This window comes from Arthrobacter mobilis (assembly GCF_012395835.1).
Classification (GTDB): domain Bacteria; phylum Actinomycetota; class Actinomycetes; order Actinomycetales; family Micrococcaceae; genus Crystallibacter; species Crystallibacter mobilis.
In genome coordinates this window covers 76,383-101,172 of record NZ_JAAZSQ010000015.1, presented here as the reverse complement: position 1 = coordinate 101,172, position 24,790 = coordinate 76,383, and the positions used below count along the sequence as shown (strand labels likewise).

The 24,790-nt window shown below is 69.5% G+C and carries 23 protein-coding genes; 8 read left to right on the top strand and 15 right to left on the bottom strand.

Going from position 1 to position 24,790, the window contains the following annotated elements; translation table 11 throughout:
• Positions 1–54: 54 nt before the first annotated feature.
• The 6 genes from HGG74_RS14780 to HGG74_RS14755 form a co-directional block, all read right to left on the bottom strand.
• A complete protein-coding gene (locus tag HGG74_RS14780) occupies positions 55–1,080 on the bottom strand; it encodes an ATP-dependent 6-phosphofructokinase (RefSeq protein WP_168487521.1) in 1,026 nt (341 codons plus the stop codon).
• A gap of 18 nt (positions 1,081–1,098) precedes the next feature.
• Positions 1,099–2,241 (bottom strand): ABC transporter ATP-binding protein, encoded by a 1,143-nt coding sequence (locus HGG74_RS14775; RefSeq protein WP_168487519.1) that lies wholly within the window; start codon positions 2,239–2,241, stop codon positions 1,099–1,101.
• 90 nt (positions 2,242–2,331) lie between these two features.
• On the bottom strand, positions 2,332–3,981 hold the full coding sequence (locus HGG74_RS14770) for a glycoside hydrolase family 13 protein (protein WP_168487517.1): 1,650 nt from the start codon (positions 3,979–3,981) through the stop codon (positions 2,332–2,334).
• A gap of 46 nt (positions 3,982–4,027) precedes the next feature.
• Complete coding sequence (locus HGG74_RS14765; protein ID WP_168487515.1) at positions 4,028–4,849, bottom strand: carbohydrate ABC transporter permease; 822 nt, start codon at positions 4,847–4,849, stop codon at positions 4,028–4,030.
• 1 nt (position 4,850) lies between these two features.
• On the bottom strand, positions 4,851–5,798 hold the full coding sequence (locus HGG74_RS14760) for a carbohydrate ABC transporter permease (RefSeq protein ID WP_312856863.1): 948 nt from the start codon (positions 5,796–5,798) through the stop codon (positions 4,851–4,853).
• A gap of 20 nt (positions 5,799–5,818) precedes the next feature.
• On the bottom strand, positions 5,819–7,183 hold the full coding sequence (locus HGG74_RS14755; protein WP_205761973.1) for an ABC transporter substrate-binding protein: 1,365 nt from the start codon (positions 7,181–7,183) through the stop codon (positions 5,819–5,821).
• Positions 7,184–7,415: 232 nt separating this feature from the next.
• Here HGG74_RS14755 and HGG74_RS14750 point away from each other — a divergent pair, with 232 nt between their 5' ends.
• Positions 7,416–8,435, top strand: a complete 1,020-nt coding sequence (locus HGG74_RS14750; protein ID WP_312856862.1) for a LacI family DNA-binding transcriptional regulator — start codon at positions 7,416–7,418, stop codon at positions 8,433–8,435.
• A gap of 33 nt (positions 8,436–8,468) precedes the next feature.
• On the opposite strand, the gene HGG74_RS14745 is transcribed toward HGG74_RS14750, so the two are convergent.
• The 3 genes from HGG74_RS14745 to HGG74_RS14735 are packed head-to-tail and all read right to left on the bottom strand — an operon-like array spanning position 8,469 to position 10,095.
• Complete coding sequence (locus tag HGG74_RS14745) at positions 8,469–9,443, bottom strand: NAD(P)-dependent alcohol dehydrogenase (RefSeq protein ID WP_168487512.1); 975 nt, start codon at positions 9,441–9,443, stop codon at positions 8,469–8,471.
• On the bottom strand, positions 9,440–9,673 hold the full coding sequence (locus tag HGG74_RS14740; protein ID WP_168487510.1) for a helix-turn-helix transcriptional regulator: 234 nt from the start codon (positions 9,671–9,673) through the stop codon (positions 9,440–9,442). The genes HGG74_RS14745 and HGG74_RS14740 overlap by 4 nt, the downstream gene beginning before the upstream one ends.
• Positions 9,667–10,095 carry a hypothetical protein gene (locus HGG74_RS14735; RefSeq protein WP_168487508.1) on the bottom strand — a complete coding sequence of 143 codons (429 nt, stop codon included), beginning with the start codon at positions 10,093–10,095 and terminating at the stop codon, positions 9,667–9,669. The genes HGG74_RS14740 and HGG74_RS14735 overlap by 7 nt, the downstream gene beginning before the upstream one ends.
• 252 nt (positions 10,096–10,347) lie before the next feature.
• On the opposite strand from HGG74_RS14735, the gene HGG74_RS14730 reads away from it, so the two are divergent.
• The 4 genes from HGG74_RS14730 (at position 10,348) to surE (ending at position 14,440) form a co-directional block, all read left to right on the top strand.
• Positions 10,348–11,976: a serine hydrolase gene (locus tag HGG74_RS14730; RefSeq protein ID WP_168487507.1), complete on the top strand. Its 1,629-nt coding sequence runs from the start codon at positions 10,348–10,350 to the stop codon at positions 11,974–11,976.
• A 125-nt stretch (positions 11,977–12,101) separates the two neighbouring features.
• Positions 12,102–12,344 (top strand): hypothetical protein, encoded by a 243-nt coding sequence (locus tag HGG74_RS14725; RefSeq protein ID WP_246262920.1) that lies wholly within the window; start codon positions 12,102–12,104, stop codon positions 12,342–12,344.
• 312 nt (positions 12,345–12,656) lie between these two features.
• Positions 12,657–13,640: a PfkB family carbohydrate kinase gene (locus tag HGG74_RS14720; RefSeq protein WP_168487506.1), complete on the top strand. Its 984-nt coding sequence runs from the start codon at positions 12,657–12,659 to the stop codon at positions 13,638–13,640.
• A gap of 11 nt (positions 13,641–13,651) precedes the next feature.
• Positions 13,652–14,440 carry a 5'/3'-nucleotidase SurE gene (gene surE, locus HGG74_RS14715; protein ID WP_246262919.1) on the top strand — a complete coding sequence of 263 codons (789 nt, stop codon included), beginning with the start codon at positions 13,652–13,654 and terminating at the stop codon, positions 14,438–14,440.
• 84 nt (positions 14,441–14,524) lie between these two features.
• Here surE and HGG74_RS14710 read toward each other — a convergent pair whose 3' ends face one another.
• A complete protein-coding gene (locus tag HGG74_RS14710) occupies positions 14,525–15,067 on the bottom strand; it encodes a YceI family protein (RefSeq protein WP_168487503.1) in 543 nt (180 codons plus the stop codon).
• 172 nt (positions 15,068–15,239) lie between these two features.
• On the opposite strand from HGG74_RS14710, the gene HGG74_RS14705 reads away from it, so the two are divergent.
• Positions 15,240–15,875, top strand: coding sequence for a DUF7255 family protein (locus HGG74_RS14705; RefSeq protein ID WP_205761971.1), 636 nt, complete (start codon positions 15,240–15,242; stop codon positions 15,873–15,875).
• 392 nt (positions 15,876–16,267) lie between these two features.
• Here HGG74_RS14705 and HGG74_RS14700 read toward each other — a convergent pair whose 3' ends face one another.
• From HGG74_RS14700 to HGG74_RS14680, 5 genes are all read right to left on the bottom strand, one after another.
• On the bottom strand, positions 16,268–17,632 hold the full coding sequence (locus HGG74_RS14700; protein WP_168487502.1) for an MFS transporter: 1,365 nt from the start codon (positions 17,630–17,632) through the stop codon (positions 16,268–16,270).
• A gap of 172 nt (positions 17,633–17,804) precedes the next feature.
• Positions 17,805–18,368, bottom strand: a complete 564-nt coding sequence (locus tag HGG74_RS14695; protein ID WP_168487501.1) for a hypothetical protein — start codon at positions 18,366–18,368, stop codon at positions 17,805–17,807.
• A complete protein-coding gene (locus HGG74_RS14690; RefSeq protein WP_168487500.1) occupies positions 18,365–19,471 on the bottom strand; it encodes a serine/threonine-protein kinase in 1,107 nt (368 codons plus the stop codon). Before HGG74_RS14690 ends, HGG74_RS14695 begins: the two co-directional genes overlap by 4 nt.
• A 131-nt stretch (positions 19,472–19,602) precedes the next feature.
• Entirely contained in the window at positions 19,603–22,029 is a 2,427-nt protein-coding gene (locus tag HGG74_RS14685; protein WP_205761969.1) for a hypothetical protein, read from the bottom strand.
• A gap of 7 nt (positions 22,030–22,036) precedes the next feature.
• Positions 22,037–22,741 carry a peptidoglycan-binding protein gene (locus HGG74_RS14680; RefSeq protein ID WP_312856861.1) on the bottom strand — a complete coding sequence of 235 codons (705 nt, stop codon included), beginning with the start codon at positions 22,739–22,741 and terminating at the stop codon, positions 22,037–22,039.
• 272 nt (positions 22,742–23,013) lie between these two features.
• Between HGG74_RS14680 and HGG74_RS14675 the strand changes: the two genes are divergently transcribed.
• Complete coding sequence (locus tag HGG74_RS14675) at positions 23,014–23,820, top strand: SRPBCC family protein (protein ID WP_168487498.1); 807 nt, start codon at positions 23,014–23,016, stop codon at positions 23,818–23,820.
• 254 nt (positions 23,821–24,074) lie between these two features.
• Positions 24,075–24,779 carry a PAQR family membrane homeostasis protein TrhA gene (gene trhA / locus HGG74_RS14670; protein WP_168487497.1) on the top strand — a complete coding sequence of 235 codons (705 nt, stop codon included), beginning with the start codon at positions 24,075–24,077 and terminating at the stop codon, positions 24,777–24,779.
• Positions 24,780–24,790: the final 11 nt, after the last annotated feature.

The window sequence follows — 24,790 nt, the reverse complement described above, 5'->3', positions numbered from 1 at the left end:
ACCGCCGGCCCGAACGTCGCCACAATCTTCGCACGCCTCATGGTTCCTCCAGTCCTATCCGAAAAGGGTCAGTGCTTCGTCGTAGCGGTGCTGGGGAACGGTCTTGAGCCTGCCCAGCGCGCGTTGGAAGTCCACGTGGACAACGTCGGTGCCCCGAAGCGAGACCATGGTCCCCCAGCTCCCGGCAGCCACGGAGTCGGCAGCGGCCATCCCAAGGCGTGTTGCCAGCACCCGGTCGAACGCGGAGGGGACACCGCCGCGCTGGATGTGGCCCAGGACTGTGGCGCGGGTTTCAAAACCGGTTCTGGCTTCCAGCTCCGGGGCCAACTGTTCGGCGATGCCGCCCAGGCGGGGTCGTCCGAAGGCATCGAGGCCGAGCGCGGAATGCGGCGCGTCCTGACCTTCGGGAATGAACCCTTCGGCGACCACCACCAGGGGCGCGCGGCCGCGCTTGTGCGCATCGGTGACCCACTCGGTGACCTGGTCCAGGGAGACCTGCTGTTCCGGGATCAGGATGGCATGGGCGCCGGCGGCCATGCCCGCATGCAGGGCGATCCAGCCGGCGTGGCGGCCCATGACCTCGGCGACCATCACCCGGTGGTGGGACTCCCCGGTAGTGCGCAGCCGGTCGATGGCCTCGGTGGCGATCTGGACCGCGGTATCGAAGCCGAAGGTGTAGTCGGTGGCGTCCAGGTCGTTGTCCACGGTCTTGGGCACGCCCACGATCTTCAGCCCGGCCCCGCTCAGCCGGTGGGCGGCGGCGAGGGTTCCTTCGCCGCCGATCGCGATGATCCCGTCGATGCCCCGGCGTTCCAGCTGGCTCCGGATGGCCTCCGCCCCGCCGTTGCCCCCGAAGGGGTTGGTCCGGGAGGTGCCCAGGATGGTGCCGCCCTGCTTGGAGATGCCGCGGACGCTGGTGCGGGGAAGGTCGACGACGTCGCCTTCAACCACCCCGCGCCAGCCGTCGCGGAAGCCGGCGAACTCCAGCCCGTGGACCGTGATCCCTTTCAGCACCGCCCCGCGGATCACCGCGTTCAGCCCGGGGCAGTCGCCCCCGCTGGTCAAAATACCGATCCTCATAATGTCGTTCTTTCGTTGCTAGTCAGCCGCAGCGACCAAAACCGGCTGTTCGCCGGGGACACGACTGGAGCCGGATGCGCCGGGACCGAGCCGCCTGCCGGTGGCGGTATCGAAGAGGTGGACGTGGCCGGGGACGGGGCGGACGTGGATCGTGTCGCCCTTCAGCGGCGGGCGCCGGCCGTCAACGCGGGCCACGATCTCGTGGTTCCTGCCGTTCAGGGCGGTGTGCCCGTAGACATAGGCGTCGGCACCGAGTTCCTCGACGACGTCCACCGCCACGACCAGGCCCTGGCCTGCGGGGGCGGGTTCGAGGTCCTCCGGCCGCACGCCCAGGGTGACGGTGGCCCCGCGGGCTTCGGCCAGCACCTCGCGCGGCACCGGGTGGACGGTGCTGCCGAACCGGACGCCGCCGTCGGCTGCGGGCAGTTCGAGCAGGTTCATGGCCGGGGAGCCGATGAATCCGGCGACGAACACGTTCGCGGGGCGGTCATAGAGGTTCCGGGGGGTGTCGACCTGCTGCAGGATCCCGTCCCTGAGCACCGCGACCCGGTCGCCCATGGTCATGGCCTCGACCTGGTCGTGGGTCACGTACACGGTGGTGACCCCGAGCCGGCGGGTCAGGGAGGCGATCTGGGTGCGGGTCTGCACGCGCAGCTTCGCGTCCAGGTTCGACAGCGGCTCGTCCATCAAAAAGACCTGCGGGCTGCGCACGATGGCCCGGCCCATGGCCACGCGCTGGCGCTGGCCGCCGGAGAGGGCCTTGGGCTTGCGGTCCAGGTACTGTTCCAGGTCCAGCAGCTTCGCGGCCTCCCGGACACGGCGGATGCGCTCCTCCTTCGGCACACCGGCGATTTTCAGCGCAAAGCCCATGTTGTCGGCCACCGTCATGTGCGGGTAGAGGGCGTAGTTCTGGAACACCATCGCGATGTCGCGGTCCTTGGGCGCCACGTCGGTGACGTCCCGGTCACCGATCAGGATCCTCCCCCCGGTGACCTCCTCCAGCCCGGCGAGCATGCGCAGGGTGGTGGACTTCCCGCACCCGGAGGGCCCGACCAGGACCAGGAACTCACCGTCGGCGATCTCCAGGTCCAGGCCGTCCACCGACGGCTTCCCGGTGCCCGGGTACAGGCGGGTGGTCTGGTCAAAGGTAACCGTTGCCATGATTCTTTTTCCCTTCACGGGCAGGTACGTGCCCGACGATCCGTAGTGGCTGCGGAGGTTTTAGGTGCCTGCCAGGCGGTGGCCGCCGGCCTACTCGAGGACCCAGGCCGTGGTGTCCGCGGGCAGGGTCCCGTCGCCGGCGGGTCCGCTGGCCAGGACCAGGTTTCCCGGGGGCAGCTGGACGGGGCCGGTGCTGAAGTTGGTGATGCTGTGCCAGCCGCCTGGGCGGGCGAAGTGCAGCACCGAGGGATCCGGATGGTCGATCCACTCCAGTTTTTCCCCGGTCTGCAGTTCGCGGCGCAGCCGCAGGGCGGCCCGGTACAGTTCGAGCGTGGACGCGGGGTCCCCGTGCTGCCGGTCGGCCGCATGGTCGGCGAACCATTCGGGCTGGGGCAGGTGGGGGACGGCGTCGCCGAAGCCGAAGAACGGCAGGCCGGCGTTCCAAGGAAGCGGCACGCGGCAGCCGTCCCTGCCCTTTTCGCGGTTTCCGGTGCGTCTCCAGATGGGGTCCTGGAGTACGCCGGAGGGCAGGTCGGCGACTTCGAACAAGCCGAGTTCCTCGCCCTGGTACAGGTAGGCGGACCCGGGCAGGGCGAGCATGAGCAGGGCTGCAGCCCGGGCGCGGCCCTGCCCGGTGGCGCGGTCCTCGACGGGGTCCTGTCCGCCGGTCAGCAGCCACTCCCGCAGGTCCCGGCCCTGCGGGAGGCCGTACCGGGAGGCGTGGCGGACGACGTCGTGGTTGGACAGGACCCAGGTCGAGGAGGCCCCGGACAGCTCGGCCTCGGCCAGGTTGGCGCCGATGACGGCGCGGAACGCGGCCGCGTCCCAGCCGGCTTCAAGCAAGTCGAAGTTGAAGGCCTGCCCGAGTTCGGTCGGGCGGGCGTACAGGGCTCGCCGCGCCACCGTCGGTGCCCAGGCCTCCGCCACTGCAGCACGCGGCGGGTTGTATTCATTGAGCACGGCCCGCCACTGGCTGAAGATCTCGTGCACTTCGTCGCGGTCGAAGAGCGGGTCGTTGCCATCGTGCTGGGTCAGCGGCACCGAGGTGGTGGGTTTGCTGCGCAGGGGCTCGCTCAGGTCCTTGGCCAGGCCGTGGGCGACGTCGACGCGGAAACCGTCCACGCCGCGGTCGGACCAGAACCGCAGGGTCCGCAGGAAGTCCTCGCGCACCTCGGGATTGTCCCAGTTGAAATCAGGCTGTTCGCGGGCGAAGAGGTGCAGATACCACTGGCCGTCCGGCACCCGGGTCCAGGCAGCACCGCCGAAATGGGAAACCCAGTCGGAGGGCGGCAGGGACCCGCCGGGCCCGGTGCCGTCCCTGAAGATGTAGCGGTCCCGTTCCGGCGAGCCCGGTGCTGCGGCCAGCGCCTCGCGGAACCAGGCGTGCCGGTCCGAGGAGTGGTTGGGCACGATGTCCACGATGAGCCGGATGCCGGCGGCATGCAGTCCGGCAACCATCTCATCGAAGTCGTCCAGCGTGCCCAGCCGGGGATCGACGGCGCGGTAGTCGTCCACGTCGTAGCCGCCGTCCGCCAGGGCCGAAGGGTAGAAGGGGCTGAGCCAGACGGCGTCGATGCCCAGGGACGCCAGGTAGGGGATGCGCGAGGTGACGCCTTTGAGGTCCCCCAGGCCGTCATTGTCCGCGTCGGCGAAGCTGCGCGGGTAGACCTGGTAGACGGAGGCCTGGCGCCACCAGTCGGGATCGCAGGCGAGGGCGGACTGGGTGGGGGTCTTGTTCATGGGGAGTGGATCCTTCACATTGGGGATGGCTAAAGCGGCCGGGTGTTCAGCCCTTGACGGAGCCGGCGAGCAGGGCCTTGATGAAGTGGCGCTGGAGGATGAGGAAGACGATGACGGTCGGGGCCATGATCAGCAGCGCCCCGGCGTTGAGCAGGACCAGGTCCGAGCCGTGTTCGCCCACGAAGTTCTGCAGGGCGCCGGCCATGGTGCGTTTGTCCGGGTCCTGGATGAGGATGATGGCCAGCAGGAACTGGTTCCAGGTGGAGAGGAACATCAGCAGCGCCAGGGACGCGATGGCGGGAACGGCCAGCGGAAGGTGGATCCTGCGGAACGACGTCCAGCTGCCGGCCCCGTCCATGCTGGCCGCTTCGGAGAGTTCGGCCGGGACGGAGCTGAAGTGTGCGCGCATCCAGAAGATGGCGAACGGCATGTTCAGGCCGATCAGCGGCAGGATCAGGCCCGGCTGGGTGTTGAGCAGCCCCATGTCCCGGATCTGGTAGTAGAGCGGAATGATCGTCACCTCAAAGGGCAGCGTCAGCCCGACCAGCAGCAGGACGTAGAAGATCTTGCCGCCGGGGAGGTGCAGCTGGGCCAGGGCGTAGGCGGCCATGGTGGAAATCAGCACGGAGACCGGCACGACGCCGAGCACCAGGACGGCGCTCGAGCGCAGGAGCACGGAAATGTTCGCAACGTTCCAGGCGTCGGCGAAGTTGCCCCATTGCGGATTGCTCGGCCAGCTGATGCCCATCGGCACCGTTCCCTGCGGCTGCAGGGCGGCGGAGAGCATGCTCAGGATCGGAAGGATGCAGAAGAGCATCACCAGTACCAGCATGGCGGTGCCGGCATAGTTCCGGGTTGCGGTGCGCATCTTATTTCTCCTTGAACAGCCGCTGGAGCGGGCCGACGACGAGCAGGACCAGCAGGACCAGCACGATGGCCATGGCCGAGGCCAGCCCGATGTTGTTTTCCACGAAGGCGAGCCGGTAGATGGCGACTCCGGGAACCATGGTGGAGTGACCCGGCCCGCCCTGGGTGGACATAAAGACTGCATCGAAGCTGGCCAGGGCGGCGATGGTCGTGATCGTGATGCACACGCCGATTTCCGACCGCAGCCCGGGCAGCGTGACGGCGCGGAATTCCTGGAACCAGCCCGCCCCGTCCAGGCGCGCCGCCTCGTAGAGGGAACTGTCGATTTTCCCGATCCCGGCGATCAGCAGGATCGTGCACAGGCCGATGCCGAGCCAGGTCCCGATGATCCCCACGGCCGGAAGCGCCCAGTCGAAGTCGCCGAGCCAGGCCCGCGCCATCCCGCCGAGGCCTGCGCCGCGCAGCAGCTGGTTGACCACGCCGTCGGAGGAATACATCCACACCCAGGCCACGGCGGCGGCCGCCGCGGGGATGATCTGCGGAATGAACAGCAGGATCCGGGCCGCGGTGCCGAAGGCCTTGGATTTCAGGTCCTTGATGATCGAGGCGATCACCAGCCCGCCGCAGACGGGAATGATGCTGAAGAAGATGATGAAGATGAACGCGTGGAGGATCGGTTCCACCAGCCGGGGATCGGTCAGGACCTGGACGTAGTTCGCCAGGCCGACCCATTTGGCGGCGGTGATGCCGTCCCAGTCATACAGCGAGTACTGCAGGCTTGAGCACAGCGGGAGGAGGACGAAGACCCCGTACATCACCAGGGCCGGCAGCGCGAACAGCCAGCCGGTCCAGGCCCTGGCCTTCCGGCGCCGCCGGGTGCGGGGCGTGTCCTGCCCCCGGCGGCCGGCGGCCGGCGCCGCGGCTTGGGCGGCCATGTTCCCGGCGGGCACTCGCAGATCCGTCCCGGCGGTCACTTGCCCAGTTCCGATTCGTAGACGCGCTGGACGGCGGTGACGAATTCCTGCGGGGACGCCTGGCCGCCGAACAGGCGCTGGCTCTCGGGGTTCCAGGCATTGACCTGGATTCCCGCCGTGGCGTTCTGGACGAAGTCGACCAGGCCGTTGTCCGCGGACAACTGCCGGAAGCCCTGCTGGACGGCCTCCTCGACGGTGCCGGCCTTGACCGGCGGCAGTTCCTGGTCGGCGGTGCCGACCGGGGCCAGGCCGTTGTCGACGGCGATCCGGCGGGCCTCGTCGCTGCGGAGCCAGTCCAGGAAGGCCGCCGCGGCATCGGGGTGCTCCGATTGCGCGGAAATGGCGAACGGCGAGGCGGGCCCCGACATGGCGGCCACGGGGCCTCCTTCTTCGACCGGCGGGAAGAGGGCGAAGCCCAGGTTGTCCTTCATGCCGGGCGCGAGGATCGGTACCGCCCAGTTCCCCTGGAACATGAACAAGGCTTCCCCGTCGGCAAAACGGCTGTAGGACGCGTCCTGGGACGTGCCGTTGGCATCGTCGTTGAAGTAGCCGGCGTCCACCCACTTCTTCAGCGTCTGCGCGGCACGGACCCCGTCCGCATTGTCGATGGTGGAGCCCGGGACGCGGTAGATCCATTCGTTGACCTTCTGCGGTCCCAGTTCGTTGTTCAGCAGGTCCTGGTACGCAGTGGTCCCGAGACCGAGCTGGCCTGCGGTCATGATGGGGGTGATGCCGGCGTCCTTCGCCTTGGCGAGCAATGCCTCGAGTTCGGCCACGCTCGCCGGCGGCTTGTCCATCCCGAGCTTCGCGGCCAGCTGCTTGTTGTAGAACATGCCGGTGAGTGTGAAGCCGTCCGGCATGGCGTACAGCGATCCCTGTCCCTGGATGCCCTCGGCGGACACCCTCGCCGAGGCCAGCTGGGAGGAGGGTAGTGCGTCCCAGCCGTAGGCCTCGGCATACGGCTCCAGGTTCACCAGCAGGCCCTTCCTGACGTTGTCCACCACCGCGCCGGTGGACAGCGCGAGGTCGGGGGAGTCCGGCGAGGACAGCAGCCGCGGCAGGTTCTGGCTGACCACATTGTCCGGATCGTACCGAGCGGTGATGTCGATGTTCGGGTGTTCGGCTTCGAAACCCTTGATCAGGGCTTCGGTCTTGGCCTTGCTGCCCTGCGAGTTGTACAGGGAGAGCTCGATCTGTTCGGTCCCGATCTCCGTGCTCACCGCCGCCCGGGGGGTGGCGGCCGGCGCCGATCCGCCCGGGGCGCAGGCAGTGAGCGCCAGTCCGGCAGCGGTAGCGAGCACCGCTGCAGCCGTCCTGGTTTTCCTTCCGCCGGCGGCAGCGCGGGCACCACTTCGTGACATGTTTTCTCCAGAAGCTCGAGGGTCTGCGACCGCCGCAGCATGTGTCCGCTGCGGCTCCGTCCCCATTAGGCAGCATGTGTGGCCTGTGTTTTGGAAACGTTTCCAACAAGTATTGGGGCATGATGTGACGCAGGTCAAGCTTTTTCCATGGATTGCCGTGAAACCGCGGAATTTACGGGTGTTCCGGGCTCTTTCCGTTCCAGAAACGTTTCCAACGTGCTACGTTTCTGGTGTGACTGGAACCGCGTCGAAGGTCAATATGGCCGATGTTGCCCGCCTTGCCGGCGTGGGCATGGGTACGGTGTCCCGGGCCCTGAACAACTCCCCGGGAGTGGCCGAGGCCACCAGGAAGCGTGTGCTGGAGGTCGCCGAGCAGCTGGCCTACGTGGTCTCTCCCGAAGCGTCCAAGCTCCGCCCGGGCACCACCGGGCGGGTGGCGGTGGTGGTTCCCCACATTGCCCGCTGGTTTTTCGCCGAAATGCTCGAGGGGGTCGAAGCCGCCCTGCGCGAAGCGGGCCTCGATGTCCTGCTCTACCATGTGGGCGGAGCCGAGGACCGGCGTGAATTCTTCCAGCGGCTGCCGGCGCGCCGGAAGGTGGACGCGGTGGTGGCCGTCGCCTTTCCGGTTACCGCGGCCGAGCAGCAGCGCCTGGAGCTCATGGGCGTGCACATCGTCGCCTCCGGAGGCCAGATGGCCTCCTACCCTTATGTGTGCATCGACGACGCCGAGGCAGCCCGCAAGGCCGTCGGCCATCTCATCTTCCTCGGCCACCGCCGTATCGGCATGATCGCCGCCGTTGATCCCGATGAACCCGGATGGCCGGCCACGCTGGGCCGTTCCGAAGGCTACTATCAGGCGCTGGCATCGGCCGGCCTGGTCCCCGAGCCCGAGCTGGTCCGGACGGTCAACTGGGGCGGAAACGAAGGCGCTGAGGCAATGTCCCAGCTCCTGGCCCTGCCCGCGCCCCCGACCGCCGTCTATGCGCATTCGGACGAGGTCGCCCTGGGGGCCATCAGGACCATCCGCAGGGCCGGCCTGCGCGTGCCCGAAGATATCTCCGTGATCGGAATCGACGACCATCCGCTGGCGGAGCTGACGGACCTGACGACCGTCCACCAGTCGGTGCGCGACCAGGGGCTCAGGGCGGGCCGCATGGTGGTGGCGCTCATTAACGGCCGGGAGGCGGAGTTGTCCTTCACCGCCCCCACCGAGCTGGTCATCCGCAGGACCACAGCTCCTCCCTCGAGGTAGCGCCGGCAGGAGCGGGGCCCGGTTGTCCTGCTGTTACAGCGTGACGACGAGCTTTCCCCGGGCCTGCCCGGCGTGCAGGCGCCGGATGGCCTCGGGCGCCTCGACGAGCGGATAGGCTTGGTCGACCACCGGGGTGAGCTTGCCGGCTTCGATCAGTTCCCGCAGGTCGCGGAGGTCTTCGGGGCGCTCGGCGGACATGAGCCCGAGCATTCTCTGCCGGGTGAACATCGACAGCAGGGACGCGCGCAGCTGGCGGTCCACGCCGCCGAGGATGCGGCCGCCGCCTTCGCCGCCGGCGATGACGAGGGTTCCTTCCGGAGCCAGGGCCCGCCGCAGGCGCTTGAGCGGGTTGTTGCCGGCGATGTCGAGGATCAGGTCGTAGCGGTGCCCGCCGTGGGCGAAGTCCTCGCGGGTGTAGTCGATGACGTGGTCCGCGCCGGTCGAGCGCACCAGCTCCGCCTTCGCGGTGCTGCACACCCCGGTGACGATTGCCCCGAACGCCTTCGCCAGCTGGACGGCGAAGGTGCCGACCCCGCCGCCGGCGCCGATGATGAGCACGTGCTGGCCCTGCCGCAGCCGGCCGGCGTCGCGCAGGCCGTGCAGGGCCGCGCACGCGGATACCGGCACGGCCGCGGCCTGCCCGAAGGTCAGGTTCGCCGGCTTGGGCTCGAGCCGGTCCTCACCGGTGCGGGTGTACTCGGCGTAGCTGCCCTCGAGGGAGGTGCCGAACACCTCGTCGCCGGGCCGGAACCGGGTGACGTTGCGGCCGACGGCGGCGACGGTGCCGGCGAGGTCCCGTCCCCGGATGCGCACCTTGGGTGCGCGCAGGCCGAACCCGAACAGGCGCAGCAGGTAGGGCTTGCCGGCCATCAGGTGCCAGACGCCGGCGTCGACCCCCGCAGCCTGCACCCGGACCAGCACGTCGTCGTCGCGCACCTCCGGCTTGTCGACGTCGTCCAGGCGCAGCGCGTCGGGGGATCCGTAGGTGTCCTGCAGGATGGCTTTCATTCGGTTTCTCCTTCTCCGGCCGGGTAGTGGAAGACCTCGTCCAGCGGCACGCCGAACACCCGGGCTATCTGGAAGGCCATTTCGAGCGAGGGCGAGTAGCGGCCCTGCTCGATGGCTATGACGGTCTGGCGGGTCACGCCGAGGCGCTCCGCCAGTTCGGCCTGGGTCATCTCGCCGTGCTCGAACCGCAGCCGCCGGATCCGGTTGGTGACCCTGGTCGGCTTCACCATGCCGGCAGGCCCCGGCGGTAGGCGGTGAGCTTGGCGATGGAGGCCAGTACTGCGGAGAGGACGAACGCCAAATAAACCGCGTTGGCGATCCAGAAATGCGGCAGTTCGGCCATCGCCATGACCAGCGCCGCGACGCCGCCCAGGACCAGGAAGGACTGGCCGGCATACTCGCCGAACCGGTAGATCTCCCGGTCCCGCTGGTCCTTCCGGCCGGCCCCGTCGCGCAGGGCGACGGCGGCCAGGATGTTCAGCACGATCGAGGCCGCGATGGCCCCGCCGATCGAGAACAGCATGGCCGGCACGTAGGGCACCTCGGCGAGCGGGAGGCCGCCCGCCTGCCCGAGCACGGCCACGAGGTAGGCCGCATAGGCGCCGACCGTGGCCAGCAGCATGATCCAGGCGCTTCGTTCCTCCGGGGCCATCTGATTCCTCCAAGGCGGGTTGGCGGGACGTGATGTAAACAATATTGGACACAAGGTCAAAAAACAATGACTTCTTGCCAGAGGCTTCCGCAGCTGCCCAGGACGGCGATTGCCGCGGTGATGTGCCCCGCCGCGCGGAACTCATTGTCGGCGCCGGCCGCAGGGTCCACCATGGAGGAAAGGCTTCAGCCTGGTGGTCCTGGGGCAGCGCGGACCGGAGCATCATCATTGTCCATGCTGAAGGGGATTCCCATGGCCGGAACCAGCTTCCCGGACCGCCGGACCTTGCTCAAAACCATCGGGGCCGGGGCGGCGGGGATCACCGTCCTGCCGCCCGCGGCCGCCCACGCCGCCGTAAAAACCGACGCCGGCACGGCGCCGCCGCTGCTTCCCGCGCCGCCGCCGCAGGTTCCGCCGCTGCTGGACCGCCGCAAGGTGGACCACGCCCTGTCCCGGCTGGACGGCTCGGTCCACCACGCCATGGCGGAGACCGGCGTGCCCGGCATCGCCGCGGCCGTGGTCTACCGGGACCAGGTGCTGTACGCGCAGGGCTTCGGGGTGCGGGAGGCCGGCAAGCCGGCCCGGGTGGATGGCCACACAGTGTTCCAGCTCGCCTCGGTCTCCAAGCCGCTGGCCTCCACCGTGGTGGCCGGAGTGGTTGGCCGCGGGAAGGCCGACTGGACCGACCCGGTGGTCCGGCACAATCCGGACTTCGCGCTCAAGGATCCGTACGTGACCGGCCACGCCACGTTCGTGGACCTGCTCTCCCACCGGAGCGGCCTGCACACCGGGGCCGGAGACCTGCTCGAGGACCTCGGCTTCGACCGGGAGTACATCCTCGCCCACCTGGACCAGCAGCCGCTGGACCCGTTCCGGGCCACGTACAACTACAGCAACTTCGGCTTCACCGAGGCCGGCCAGGCGGCCGCCGTCGCGATGGGCATGCCGTGGGAGGACCTGGCCGAGGAAGTCCTGTTCCGGCCCCTGGGCATGGCCTCCACGAGCTATCGCCACGCGCATTACGAGCAGACTGCCAACAAGGCCCTGATCCACGTGCCGGTGGGCAACCGGAAGTGGGAAGCCAGGTACGTCCGCGACGCCGATGCGGAGGCGCCGGCCGGCGGGGCCAGTTCCTCGGTGCGCGACCTGGCCGCATGGATCCGCCTGCAACTGGCCAACGGCCGCTACGCGGGCCGGCAGATCATCGACGAGCAGGCTCTTCTGGTGACCCGCGAGCCGCACTCGATCAGCGGGCCGCCGGCCACCCCGGCGGCCCGCGCGCATTTCTACGGCCTGGGTTGGAACGTCAGCTATGACGACCAGGCCCGGCTGCAGCTGGGACACTCCGGGGCCTTCAACCTCGGCGCCGCGACCTCCGTGCTGATGCTGCCGGGGGAACAGTTGGGCATTGTGGTGCTGACCAACGGGCGGCCGCAGGGCATCCCCGAGGCGATCGGCGCGGAGTTCTTCGATATAGCCCAGCACGGGGAGCCGACCGTGGACTGGCTGGCGTTCACCGCCGAGGTGTTCCGGCACATTGATGAGGCGGACAAGCCGGAGACCGACTATTCCAAGCGTCCCGCCCGCCCCGTGCAGCCGCGGGCGAACAGCTTCTACACGGGCACCTACGCCAATTCCTACTACGGGCCGCTGACCGTCGCCGAGGACGACGGCGGGCTGGCCATGACCATGGGGCCGGCGGAACGGCCCACCACGTTCCGGCTGAGCCATTTCGACGGCGACACCTTCAGCTTCGAGACCATTGGAGAGAACGCCAACGGCCTGGCCGGGGCAATCTTCGCCCCCGGCGGAGGCCGGGCCGACAGCGTGAGGCTGGACTACTACGACCGGACCGGGCTGGGCAGCTTCACCCGAGCCTGAGGCCCCGTGAAGCCGCCGCGTTTTGTGAAGGAGCACCCGATGCAGACGCTGGACCACGATGAGCTGCGCATTCACGTCGATGCGGCGCCCGAGACTGTCTATGCGGTCGTTGCGATGTGACCCGGATGCCCGAGTACAGCCCGGAGGTGCAGTGGCGCTACCGCTTCGAGCCGGAGGACGGCGGCACCCGCGTGACCAAGTCCTACCTGATGGTGCGTCCGATCACCCGGCCAGGATGGATCATTGTCAGCGGCTTCGGCAAGGACCGGAACCGCGCCAAGACCCTGCACGAGGGCATGGAGCAGAGCCTGCAGCGGCTGCGGGCCGTAGCGGAGGCGGAACATGCAGGCCGGTCCCGCAGCCGGTAGAGGTCTGCGGGGATGATCCGGAGCGATGTTACGCACTAAGCGGCAGTTCGTGCGTAACCGGCGAGCGGCACAAGAGGGTTCGCGGCCTACGGCTGCGGCGCTCAACCTTGAGCAACCCACCCGGCCGGATGCCGCCGTCGCACCCGGGCCGGACGCCGGGACCCGTAGACAGCGCCGCCGCCGGATGGAAACATCGTCGGCAGCGGATGCCTTGGCATCCGGGCGGGCACGGCAACAACCGCACGAAAAGGAGGCGGCCATGGCCGACATTCCTGAACAAGAGACCGCCGGCCGGGAGGAGGCGGGCCCCTCATGGGCACAGTAGTGATTTTCGCGCCGTCCCCGGTGCTGACCGTGACGGTGGAGGATATCGACGGGACCGCCGACATCCATGTGCATGCCGGCGGCCAGGGGGTGTGGCAGGCCCGGATGCTCCTGGCGCTGGGCACCTCCGTCACCATGTGCGGGGTGTTCTCCGGTGAAACCGGGCGCGTGGCGCGCCACCTGATCTCCGACGAAGGGGTGCGGGTGCTCTCCGTGGAGGGCCAGGGCAACAGCGGGGCCTATATCCACGACCGCCGGGGCGGCGAGCGCCGGGTTGTGGCCGAGTCGCCGGGGGACCAGCTGACCCGCCACGAGCTGGACCAACTCTACGGGCTGACGCTGCAGGCGGGCATGGACGCCGGCACCGTGATCCTCAGCGGCGCCGTCCGCGAAGACGCCGTGCCGGTCGATGTCTACCGCCGGCTGGCGGCTGACCTGGGCACCGCCGGGTGCACGGTGGTCACCGACCTGGCCGGGGAACGGCTGGCCGCGGCGCTGGCCGGGGGACTGGCCGTGGTCAAGATTGCCGACAACGAGCTCGTGGACAGCGGCCGCGCCGCCGGCCCGGAGCCGCACCAGCTGGTCGAGGCCATGCGGACCCTGGCCGACGAAGGTGCGCGCTCGGTGATAGTCACCCGCGCCCACCATCCCTCCCTGCTGCTGGACGAAGGCGAGGTCAGCGAGGTCCACATGCCGGAGCTGCAAAGCGTGGATCCCCACGGAGCCGGCGACTCGCTCACCGCCGGGGTGGCGGCCGTGCTGGCCGACGGCGGTTCGCTGCACGAGGCGGTGGTGCTGGGCACCGCGGCCGGGGCCCAGAACGTCACCCGCCACGGACTGGGAAGCGGGGAGGCCGAAGCCATCCGCCGGCTGGCCGGCCTGGTGCGGATCGTTCCCTTGGAAGCCGGCGAAGCCGAACCGGCACAGCAGCTGAGCCCGGACGAACTGGCACGGAAGATACGCGAACAATGAACCAGCCCAGAATGGTGTTGATTACCAACGACGACGGCATTGCCTCCCCGGGGCTGCACACCCTGGCCGCAGGGGTCGTGGCGGCCGGCCTCAAGGTCACCGTGGCCGCCCCCGTGACCGAGGCCAGCGGCAGCAGCGCGTCGATTACCGCCGTCGAGAACGAGGGCCGGATCCGCATCGAGCAGCGCGAACTGGAAGGCCTGGACGGGGTGGAGGCGTACGCCGTGCACGGGGCGCCGGGCTTCATCTCGATGATCGCCACCCACGGAGCCTTCGGGGACCCGCCGGACCTGGTGCTCTCCGGGATCAACCGCGGGGCCAACGTCGGCCAGGCCATCCTGCACTCGGGCACGGTGGGGGCGGCCCTGACCGCCGGGGTGAACGGCGGCCGCGGGATGGCGGTGTCCCTGGACACCGGCATGGACCCGGCGCATTTCCACTGGGACATGGCTGCCCGGCTGGCCACCGGGCTGATTCCCTTCCTGATGGAGCAGGCCCCCGGCACCGTGCTGAACCTGAACGTGCCCAACACCGGCGGGCCGGCCCTGCCCGAATACCGGCCGGCCACGCTGGCCCGGTTCGGCATCGTGCAGACCACGCTGGCCGAACGCGGCCAGCAGCACGTACGCCTGTCCATCGCGGACACCAAGGAGACACCGGACCCGGACAGCGATTTCGCGCTGCTGGCGGCAGGCTTCGCGCCGGTCACCGCCCTGCAGGCGGTCACCGGGGCACCGCTGCCGGCCCTGCACCACTCGCTGCCGCAGCCGCCCGGAGTGCCCGAGGCGCCCGGGGTCTGACCGGTCCCGCACGCAGAAAGGACGACGTCGGCACCCGGGCAGGTGCCGACGTCGTCCTTCTGCGGGGAAAGGGAGACGGAACGATCAGCTGGCCGGCAGGACGAAGGCTGCGTCCACGGCGATGGTGACCTTGTCCCCGACCAGCACGCCACCGGCCTCGAGGGCGGCGTTCCAGGTGATGCCGAAGGCCTTGCGGGAGATCTGGGTGGTGGCGGAGAACCCGGCGCGGGTGGTGCCGAACGGATCCACGGCCACGCCGCCGAACTCGACGTCGAAGACCACCGGCAGGGTGGTGTCCTTGATGGTCAGGTCGCCGGCGAGCTCGAACTGCTCCGGGCTGCCCTGGACGCCGGTGGCCTTGAAGGTCATGTGCGGGAACTGCTCGACGTCGAAGAAGTCGGCACCCTTGACGTGGGCGTCGCGGTTGGCGTCCTTGGAGTCGAAGGAGGCGGTCTTGACGCTGGCCTGCACGGAGGAGTCCGCCAGGGATTCGCCGACCACCAGGGTGGCGTCGGCCTCGGTGAACTGGCCGCGGACCTTGCTGATGCCGGCGTGGCGGACGCTGAAGCCGATTTCGCTGTGCGAGGTGTCCAGCTGCCAGGTGCCGGGGGTGAGTTCGAGGGCCATGGGATTCTCCTTTGCTGGGCGGGCGGGGAGCCCGGTTAGATGCTTATGCATCTAATATGGACCATCTTTGTTGAAGTGTCAACATTTTGGTTTCCGGCTGTTCCGGGAGACTGCCCTGGATTTGCGGGGCCGGGGCTTTAGCTGTTTTTGGCGGCGCGGCTAGGGTGTACCCATGGCGAGCGATGCGGAGGGATTGCAGCGGATACTCGGGCCCGGACTGACGGAGCCCGAACCCGGGCGGCTGAGGGCGGGCACGGAGCAGCTTCCGGCCAACATCCGGCGCTCCCTCGAGGCCGTCTACATGGGCTTCGGCGGCCGGCACCCCGGGAAGCAGCTCACGGCAGGCCCGTGGGACTTTGTGCTCGACGGGCAGCTGTATCTCCAGCTGGACGGCCCGCTGCACTTCAACCGGTACCGGGCCGTCACGCTGGAAACCGAGTGGGCCAGGCAGCTGCCGTGGGCGGCGGCCTACCGCGACTACTGCCGGCAGCATGAGGACGGCTGCCTGGAGAACGGCGGCGGGGAGGGCGGGCAGTGGACCTCGCCCGAGGCCGAGGCGATGTTCGGCCCGCCGGGCGAGCCGGGCACCCTGACCGGGCGCGGCTCGCCCTGCTGGAAGCAGCGGGCGCTGTACGATGCGGTCCGCGATGCCTGCGGACTGCATGCCGACGGCGTCCGGCTGGCGCGGATTTCGATCTACGACACGGTCGCCGGGGTCAGTCTGGCTGATGCGCTCTCCGGCAACTCGGAACTGGACCGGGACGGCCTGCTGGACTTTATTGAACGGCGCGCGGTGGGGCGGTCCTGAGATCCCTGCGGCGGAGCCTGGGGTATTTGCCGGCATCGTCCCGGCCGCGTGCCTGCCGTCCGAGCCGATGTCCGGAGGACATCAAGGGATGCGAAATCGGGCTTGGACGCACGGGCAGGCCGGGCCCTAGCCTCGAAACAGGACATCCGTGCCACCGGGCGGCGCCCGGGACCACTCTGCGTACCTTACGGGGGAGAAAACCATGACCGACCAGCTTGATTATGACCTTGCGCTCCAGCGGCAGGACGCCCAGACCGGGGCCGACTGCGGGCCCCTGTGCCCCTTCTGCGCCGGCCCGGAAACCGACTGAGGGCCGCTCCTGCCAACAGCACAAAGGGCCTGGAACCGGATATCCGGTTCCAGGCCCTTTGTGCTGTGGGTACTAAATTGCCCTAGGCGTGGCTCTCCCGGAGGACGCCGGCCGGAGCCTTGGCCTCGGCGTCGGCCGCGGTGCCCGCCGCAGTGCCGGAACGGCGCTCGCGGAGGAAGTAGACCAGTACGGCGGCGAGGACCGAGACCGCTGCCAGCGCGAACAGGCCCGGGATCACGCTGCCGGTCTGCTCCTTGATGATGCCGAAGCCGAACGGGGCGACGAAGCCGCCGAGGTTGCCGATGGAGTTGATGATCGCGATCGCCGGCGCCAGCACCAGCGGGTGCAGCCCGGACTGCGGAATCGTCCAGAAGAGCGGGGAGGCGCTCTTGAAGCCCATGGCGGCGATGGCCAGGAACACCAGGGCCAGCACCGGGGAGGCGATGGCGGCCGAATAGGTGCCGGCCGCGGCGACGAGCAGGGCCACCACCAGCAGCGGCCGCTTGGACCGGGCCTTGTCCTGCAGCTTCCCGGCGAAGTACATGGCGACCACGGCGCAGATCCACGGAATGGAGGAGAGGAAACCAACAGTCAGGTCCGTCGTGCCGGGGATCTGCTTGACGATCGACGGCAGCCAGAAGGTGTTGGCGTAAATGGAGAGCTGGATCGAGAAGTAGATCAGGCACAGCAGCAGGATCTGCGGGTTGAGCAGCATCTTCCAGCGGTTGAGCTTGCTGCCGTCCGCGGCCTTGGTGTGGGCGGCGTCCTCGGCCTCGATGGTGGCGCTCAGGGCGGTCTTTTCCGCGGCGGTGAGCCAGCGCGCGTCCTGGATCCTGGCATCCAGCAGGAAGTACACGATAATGCCGACGACGACGGAGAGCAGGCCCTCGACGCCGAACAGCCACTGCCAGCCGTGCAGGCCGAGGGTGTCATCCAGCGTCAGCAGGCCGCCGGCGATCGGGCCGGAGAGCGCGGCGGCGATGGAGGACCCGGCGATGAACAGCGCCGTCGCCCGGCCGCGCTGGCCGGCGGGCACCCAGCGGGCGAAGTAGAAGATGACCGCCGGGAAGAACCCGGCCTCCGCGGCGCCGAGCAGGAAGCGCAGCACGTAGAACATGGTTTCGTTCTGGACGAAGGCCATGAGGAAGGCCACGATGCCCCAGCTGACCATGATCCGCGCCAGCCAGACCTTGGCTCCGAACTTCTCCATCATCACGTTGCTGGGCAGTTCGAACAGCGCGTACGCGATGAAGAACAGCCCGGCGCCGAAGCCGTAGGCGGCGGCGCCGATGCCCACGTCGGCCTGCAGGTGGTCCTGGGCGTAGCCGATGTTCGAGCGGTTCAGCTGGTTGCAGACCAGCATGACCAGCATGATGGGCAGGACTCTGGAGAAGAACTTCTTGGTGGCCGAGGCCACGTCCGTGACGCCAAGGTCTACAGACTGCATGAGCGTTGATCCTTCGGATAGATGAAGCAGGTGAACTGCGGCACGCACTCCTGTGCCTGGCGCCACAGCACACCCGAAACATTATCCGGCCTGATTGATGCTCGTCCAAGATACTTTGGGCATCGATTGATACCCTCCGGTCACCCGGGGGTGCTCGGCTGCCGTCTGCTGCTCACTTGTTCGGTGGCCCGCCGTTGCCCTTGCCGCCCTCGGGCTTGCGCGCGTTCCCGTTGCCTGCCCCGCCTTTGTTGCCGTTGGCCTTGCCCCTTTCCGGCTCGTCGGCTGCGGGAACGTCCACGGCGGGGGCAGGGGCGGGAACGGCCGGCTCGTCCGGCACGACGGCTGACTGCCGGTCCTGGTCCGCCGGGGCGCTCGAGGCGGAAGGTTTGGGGCTGGCGGAGGACGGTGCAGGGCGTGGTGCCGCTGCCTTCAGCCGCGCATTCAGGTCCGCGCGCAGCTGGCTGACGGCGGCCTCGATGCTTTGGTAGCGCGGGAAGGAAACGTCCCCCTGCCCGGCGGCGCGCTTGAGTTCTTCGGTGAGCCCGGCCAGGGCCTTGAGCGCATCCTGGTACTCGCCGTCAGCAGCGGCCGCCCGGACGACGGCGGCGCGGGACTGCAGTTTCTCCGCGGCGGCGTCGCTCAGCTGGGGCTGCGGCTGCGAACAGGCCGCACCGGTGCTCAGCACGAGCACGGCCACGGCAGCAGAAATGCGGTGCCGGCGGGTCCTCCTGCTCATGGGGTGAGGGTCCGTTCGAGCTCGCGCATGTGCTCTTCCAGGTTCCCGGTCAGCGCCGGTGACGGTTCGGGTACGGGAGGGCCGGGCTGCCCGGCGTCCGCGATGACCGAGGGGGCGAGCACCGCTGCGGCGGCGAGCAGCAGCGCCGCGGGCACCAGCCACGCGGCATGCCTGCGCAGCCGGCGCGGGTGGCGGGCCGGTGCCGCGGAGAGGGCCGCGGTGTGCCGGTGCTCGCCCGGCGCTGCCGCGGCGGCCGGCAGGACTGTCTCCGCCAGGCCGGCCAAGGCCTCGGCCGCCTGACCGGCGCCGGGCCGGCCGGCCGGATCCATGGCGGTCATGGCGCGGAGCAGTTTTACCCATCCCGGCCCGAGTTCCGCCGGGACCTGCGGGCGCCGCTGCAGCCGGGCCACGGCCGACTCGACGGCGCTGCCGGGGTACTCGACCTTCCCGGTCAGGCATTCCAGGAGCACCAGGCCGAGGGAGTAGATATCGCTGGCCGTCCCCAGGGCTTCACCCTTGGCCTGCTCCGGGCTGAGGTAGTTAGCGGTCCCGACGGTTTTGCCCGTGGCGGTCAGCCGGGTTCCTTCGATGGCCCGGGCGATACCGAAGTCCATCAGCTTGGCCCGCGGCTCGCCGTCGCCGGCCGACAGGGCGATGTTCCCGGGCTTGATGTCGCGGTGGATCACCCCGCGGCGGTGGACGTACTCGAGGGCCTGGCCCAGCTGCGCTCCGATCCGCGCCACATCGGCGGGCGGGAGCGCTCCCATCCGCAGCTGGCGGCGCAGGTCCGTGCCCCCGGCCAGTTCCATCACCACGAAGGTGCGGGATTCACCCGCCGGGGAGGTATCCGTTCCGGCGTCGTAGACGGTGACCAGGCCCGGGTGATTGAAGGTGGCCAGCAGTTCGATCTCGCCCTGCTGCCGCCGCAGCTCGTCGGCGTCGGTGACCTGCGGATGGAAGATCTTGACGGCGACGTCCCGGCCCAGGACGTCATCCTGTCCCTTGTAGACGGCAGCCGAACTGCCGCGGCCAATCAGCTCCTGGAGCTTGTAGCGGCCCCCGATGACGCCGGGCAGCGTCTGCCCGGCAAAGCCCTCTCCCACAGTTGTCCTGTTTCCTTCCTCGGAAGGAGCGAGTCCTTCGGCCGTCGCGGCATAAATCAGCACCCTTACGGATAGATATACAGCAGTTCCACCGCTGCCTTGCCCTCCTTCGTGATTTCGAGTCCGGTTCGTTAGCTTGATTGTGTCGTGGCTGCCGGGGTCCCGGCCGGAGCCGTGGGCGGCGGCACGGCCGGGGCGGGAGCCGGTTCCGCAGTCTCCGGGGCCGGTTCCCCGGGCGCCGTGCCGGGGGCCGGCGCGGCGGGCTGCGGTGCGGGTTCTTCCGTCACACCCTGCGTGGTTGCGGGTTCCTCGGGCGGTTCCGGTGCCGGGCCGGTTTCCCGGGTGGCTGTCTCCTCCGGGCCGGGCGCCGTGGTGGGTTCCGGGCTTGTCCCGAAGCCGGTGCTGCCGCCGGTGTCGCGCTCGATGATGTCCAGGATCTGCGCCTTGAACCCTTCGAGCCGTGCCTGGATGTCCGAGAGCGGATAGTCGCGCAGGGACCGCCCGAATTCCGCGATCTGCTCCCAGAGGGCGGCCAGTTCGGCTGCGCCGGCCTCGCTCAGGGGTCCGTCCACCGTGGTGACGAGCTGGCTGGCCAGGGCGTAGCTGAGGCAGTCAAGGCAGTTGTAGTTCACCGCCGCCGAGAGGTTCCCGGGCACGACGACGTCGGCCTGTCCGAGGACCAGCACCACCTGGAAGCCGACGGCGACGGCCGTGCAGCCGGTGCAGCTGGCGAAGGCATAGGCCTCGTTGGTGGCATCAACCGGCCCGTCCCCGGCCCAGACCAGGGCGAAGGCGACGGTGTAGACCACCGAGCCGTCCCCGGTGTTGACCGCCAGGGCCTGGTTCCCGTCCCCGTCCGGGGCCGGGGGCTGGTCAAAGGGGAAGACCCAGGCGGGAGCCGGTGCCGCGGCGGATGGGCCTGTGGCCGGTCCGCCGCCGGCGGCGGTTCCGGCCGGCTCGGGTACCAGGACCATGGCCAGCTGGGGATCATCCCTGGTGGGCAGTTCGGAACCCTTGGGCCAGAGCGTGGCCAGTTCGCCGGTCCGGCCCTCGGCAAGGCCCTCCGCAGGACCGGCGGCGGTGGCAGGTGCGAAGGCTGCGGCGGCGTCGGGCAGGGTGCCGCGCTCGTAACGCTGGACCGGCCGGTAGTTGTCCCCGCCGGGCCACCACGCCCAGGCCAGGCCGGCGGCCACCGCGGCCGCGGCGGCTACGGCGGTGGCGCGCCGGAGCGGCCTGCCCCTGGTCTTCTTCCACAGACCGGCGGCGGAGCGGCGGACGAGGCGGACCAGGAGGTAGATGATGCCGGCGACCGGCAGGACGACGGCGAGCAGGGCCAGCACGCGCACGGCGGCACCGGGGACGTCCCCGGCGGACAGGGCGGCAGCGAGCATGGCCTGCTGGTCGAGGACGCTGTGCCAGGCGGTGCCCAGCAGCCTGGGCAGGGCGATGACCAGCATGGCCAGGCTGAACAGCAGCAGCGGAACCGTGACCAGGACCCAGATGCTGACCAGTGCCCGGGCCCAGGGCTTGAGAACCTTGGACTCCGGGTCGTTCCAGTGCCACGGAAGCAGGCCCAGCAGCGTGGGCCTGATCCGCTGGAACAGGTCGGGCACGCCGGCGGCGTCGGCCAGGATGTGGTAACCGTCGAAGCGGAGCAAGGGCAGCAGCTGGCGGACCATCTGCAACAGCTGGGTCACCACCACCAGCAGCAGCGCGTCGTAGCGTGTGAGCCACCAGAGGCCCATGACACCCACGGCCACGATGGCATTGAAATAGAGCCCGCCCAGGTCCGTCCGGAGCCGCCCGCCGCGCCCGAGCCGGTAGGAGTCGGTGACGTCGGTGTAGAAAGCGGGCCAGACCAGGTACAGGCCCACGCCCATCGCCCCGGGGGTGGCACCGCCGCGCCGGGCAGCGGCGGCGTGGCCGAACTCGTGGAACCCGGCCGACAGTACCGTTACCGCAAAGACCAGCAGCAGCAGTCCGGGGTTGGCGAACGCATCATGGGTGGCCGACGCCAGGCCCTTGACCATCAGCACCCACCAGGACGCGGCCAGGAAGACCGCGGTGACGGCCAGGACGATCAGCGGGTTGAACAGCACGGCGAACGGGGCGGTGATCCTGCGGGTACGTTCCGGCTCGGTGACCGTGTAGCGCAGGCGCATCCCCAGCAGCGGGTCGGCCTTCTTCACTGCCGGCTGCGAACCGTCGGCCAGCCGGAGCAGGCCCAGCGGCAGCAGGTGCGAGGCGATCAGGGTGCGCACGTTCTCCGGGGTGACCAGGCGTCCGGTGCCGTTGCTGGCCTGTGCCGCAACCTGCTCCACCGTGCGGCGGCCGTCAATGGCCCCCAGCACCGCGTACAGCAGGCCGGTCAGCTGCAGCATCTGCCCGTCGCCGCGCCGCACCAGCGCAGGCGGTTCCCGGTACCCGGAACCCCGGGACGGGCCGATCAGCTCGATGCCATCGGCCGGAACCGGAATGTCGGGCAGGGCCGGCGTGGCAAAGCCGGCCGGCCCTGCCGGGCCCCGGACCGGGGACGGCCCACCGGAGATGTCGCTCATCCAGGCGTTACTGTTCGAGGTCGGACTGCTGGTCGGCGGAGGCGGACGCTTCGCCGTCGATCTGCTGGTTGATGATCGCATCCTGCTGCGCGACTGCGGTCGCATCGCTGGCGATGGAGCCGATGTTCGCGGCGACGGCGGCGTCGATGGGCGCTGCGACGTTGGCATTGGCCGCGACCGCACCGTTGATCGGGGCCGCCAGATCTGCATCGGCCGCGACATCCACGTCGACGTTGAGCAGGTCGCCGTCAAGGGTCGAGCCGGGATCACCGGCAACGGTGCCGGTGTCCGGCAGTGTGCCGTCGGGCAGCAGTGCAGGATCGGCGGAGCCCCCGGTGCCGGTGCCGGCCTCCGGAGCGGTTTCGGTACCGCCGACGGCGTCGTCGGCCTGGTCAATGGTGCTGTCCTGGGCCGACTCGGCAGTGGCGTCCGCGGTGATGCCCTGGTTGATGATGACGCCCTGGTCGGCCAGCGCCTGCGCGCTGGAGCCGGCCGACAGGACGTTCGCCGAGGCTGCCGCGTCAATCGGCGCGGCAACGTTCGCATTGGCTGCGACCGCGAGATCGATCGGGGCGGCCGCGTCAATGGCCAGGTCCAGGTCCGCATTCAGATCCAGGATGGAGGCAACCTCTTTGTCGGGCAGTGCGGTTCCGCCCTGTGCTGCCAGCTCGTCATCGCCCAGCGGCGCCAGGTTCCGGTCTTCGCTCATCATCAGTCTCCCCTCCGCAACAAACGTTTAACAGGTGCGGCTCAATAGTAAGCATGATGATTGTTTTTCTTCGTCCCCGGGCGCCGGCTTCGGGCCCTCCACGGGACGTTTTGGCCCGGAAATCCGGCGGTTTGGCGCCTGGTCCGGCAGCCGGGGGTCTGGGAAAACCGCAGTGTGCCGGCGGTCCGGGCTCTGGCCGGGTGCGGGGGCCGCGGGTATCGTGGGCAGCCCACGGGTCCTTTCGCCCGTCCTCCATTCCAATCGAAGGAGACGTCATGAGCACGAAGGTCGAAAAGCAGATCATGGTGAACGTGCCGGTGAGCACCGCCTACAACCAGTGGACCCAGTTCGAGGACTTCCCGCAGTTCATGGGCGGCATCAAGAGCGTGAAGCAGCTCGGCGATGACCGGCTCGAGTGGGTGGCCGAGATCGCCGGTGTCCGCCGGCGGTGGGAAGCGCGGATCCTCGAGCAGGTGCCGGACCGCAAGGTGGCCTGGGCGGCGACCGAGGGCGCGACGAACGCCGGCGCGGTGACGTTCGAGGACGTCGGCGGCGGCCAGACGTCCGTGCGCCTGTCCCTCGAGTACGAGCCCGAAGGCCTGGTGGAGAAGGTCGGGGACAAGCTCAACGTAGTGGAGAAGCAGGCCGAGGCCGACCTGAAAAGGTTCAAGGAGTTCATCGAGTCCGAGGGCTATGCCACCGGTGCCTGGCGCGGATCGATCAATGAAGGCGCTGCGGGGACGCCCGGCGTCGAGGATGCCGCCGCTTCGCGCGGGGACAGCGGCAAGGCCGGCGTCTCCGGCACGGTGGCTGCCGCCGGCGTAGCCGCGGCAGCGGCCGCTACGGCCGCCGGCGTGGCTGCGGCCGGCAGGAAGGACTCCGGCGACGAGGCAACGCAGGTTGCCCCGGTGGAAGCCGTGCCTGTGGTGGAGACGGCACCGGTGGTGGAAACACCTCCGGCCGGCATGACCGAAGAGGTCTTCCCGCCGGACGATGCTGTCGTTCGCGAAGACCTGCTGCCGGAGGACCTGCCCGGCGAGGACCTGCCCGGTGAGGACCGGCCGCGGGGGACCGGAATCTAGGACCGGCACGCGGAAGCGCCGGGCCCCTGACCGGACCGGGGACCCGGCGCTCCGCCATGTCCGGAAAACCCGGACCCCCAACCCGTTCCCGTGAAGCGGACTGCATTGGATAAGATGCAGTTCAGTTTGCAGGGACAGTGGTTATCTCGGGGAGGCGTCCGGCATGACCGCCAGCATCACCACGTCCGTGTCCGTCGCCGGCGGCAACGGACACGCCGGATCCGGCGCCTGTTCCGAAGGCCCGGTGCCGCCACGTGACTGAAGAGCCTCCGGACCCGAACATACCGATCCTTGAGGATTCGATCGCCTTTTCGGGACCGGCGACGCCGACCTGGCGGGGCTGGATCCACGCCGGCACCTTTCCGGTGGCGACCGTCCTCGGGGCAGTGCTGGTCGCCGCCGCCGACGGATCCGCGGCCAAGGCCAGCACCGCCGTCTTCTTCGCGACCTCGCTGCTGCTGTTCGGCACGAGCGCCCTCTACCACCGCATCGGCTGGAGTCCGCGGCTCAAGGCGGTCTTCCGGCGCATCGACCACGCGAACATTTTCCTGCTGATCGCCGGAACGTACACGCCCCTGGCGGTCCTGTGCCTGGCGCCCGCGCAGGCGGCCTGGCTGCTCTCGTTCGCCTGGGGCGGAGCCCTGCTGGGGATCGGCTTCCGGGTGTTCTGGCTTGGTGCGCCGCGCTGGTTGTACGTGCCGCTCTACCTGCTGCTCGGCTGGGCCGCCGTCATGTACCTCGGCGAGTTCTTCGCAGCCAACAGCGCCGCCATGGCGCTGATCGTGGCCGGCGGGCTCTGCTACACCGCGGGGGCGCTCTGCTACGCGCTGAAGCGGCCCAACCCCTTCCCCGGAGTCTTCGGCTTCCACGAGGTCTTCCACCTGCTGACGCTGCTGGCCTTCCTCTGCCACTGGACGGGCATCCTGCTGGTGGCCGCGGATCCGCCTGCAGGCCTCTGAGGCTGCTGTCC